Origin of the sequence: Ideonella azotifigens, from assembly GCF_006519715.1 — a bacterium.
Lineage (GTDB): Bacteria > Pseudomonadota > Gammaproteobacteria > Burkholderiales > Burkholderiaceae_C > Ideonella > Ideonella azotifigens.
The window spans coordinates 1-1,004 of record NZ_VIDT01001200.1 but is presented as its reverse complement, the minus strand read 5'-3'; the positions used below and the strand labels follow the sequence as shown (position 1 = coordinate 1,004).

1 protein-coding gene is annotated in these 1,004 nt (G+C 65.3%); it reads right to left on the bottom strand.

What is annotated here, in order from left to right; genetic code table 11:
* Positions 1-1,004: IS256 family transposase (locus FKP22_RS31590; protein WP_141292094.1), on the bottom strand; the 1,004-nt coding region annotated here is incomplete at both ends.

The following is a 1,004-nucleotide window of genomic DNA, read 5'->3' as shown; positions in this document are numbered from 1 at the left end:
CCAGTTGTGGGCCGCACGCCCCCAGTCCTCAGTGATGTTGCGTAGCGCCAGCCAGATCAGCTTCGTGGCCGAGTCATCGCTGGGGAAGTGCCCACGCGTCTTGATGATCTTGCGCAGCCTCGCGTTGACGCTCTCGATGGCGTTGGTCGTGTAGATCACGCGCCGGACTTCGGGCGGGAAGGCGAAGAACGGGATGACCTTGTCCCAGGCTCGCCGCCACGCGCTGACGACGGTGGGGAACTTCTGGCCCCAGGCGCCTGCCTCGAACTCGTCCAGCGCGGCCTCAGCCGCTTCAGCGCTGACGCCCGTGTAGATAGGCTTGATGGCCGCGGCAAGGGCCTTGCGGTCCTTCCAACTGGCGAAGTCCAGGCTGTTGCGGATGAGGTGGACGATGCAGGTCTGCAGCGTCGTGGCTGGGAACACCGCGCCGAGCGCCTCCGGCATGCCTTTGAGGCCGTCCGTGACGGCGATCAGGATGTCGTTGACACCGCGCGTCTTCAGGTCGTTGAAGACCTTCATCCAGAACTTGGCACCCTCGGTGTTCTCGATCCAAATGCCCAGGATGTCGCGCGTGCCGTCGGGCAGCACGCCCAGCGCCAGGTACACGGCCTTGGAACGCACCACCGCGTCCTCGCGTATCTTGACGCGCAGCGCGTCGAAGAACACGACCGGGTACATCGGCTCCAGGGGCCGCGTCTGCCAGGCCACGACCTCGCTCATGACCTCGTCCGTGACGCGGCTGATGAGGTCGGGCGAGACATCTACCGAGTACATCTCGGCGAGGAAGCCCTGGATCTCGCGCACCGTCATGCCGCGCGCGTACATGGCGATGATCTTGTCGTCAAAGCCGGTGAAGCGCCGCTCGTGCTTGCCGATCAGTTGCGGCTCGAAGCTGCCCTCGCGGTCCCGCGGCACGTCGATGCGCAGTGCACCGCTGTCGGTCAACACGGTCTTCTTGCTCTTGCCGTTGCGGTGATTTGCCGGCGCGCCGTCGGGCTTGCTTT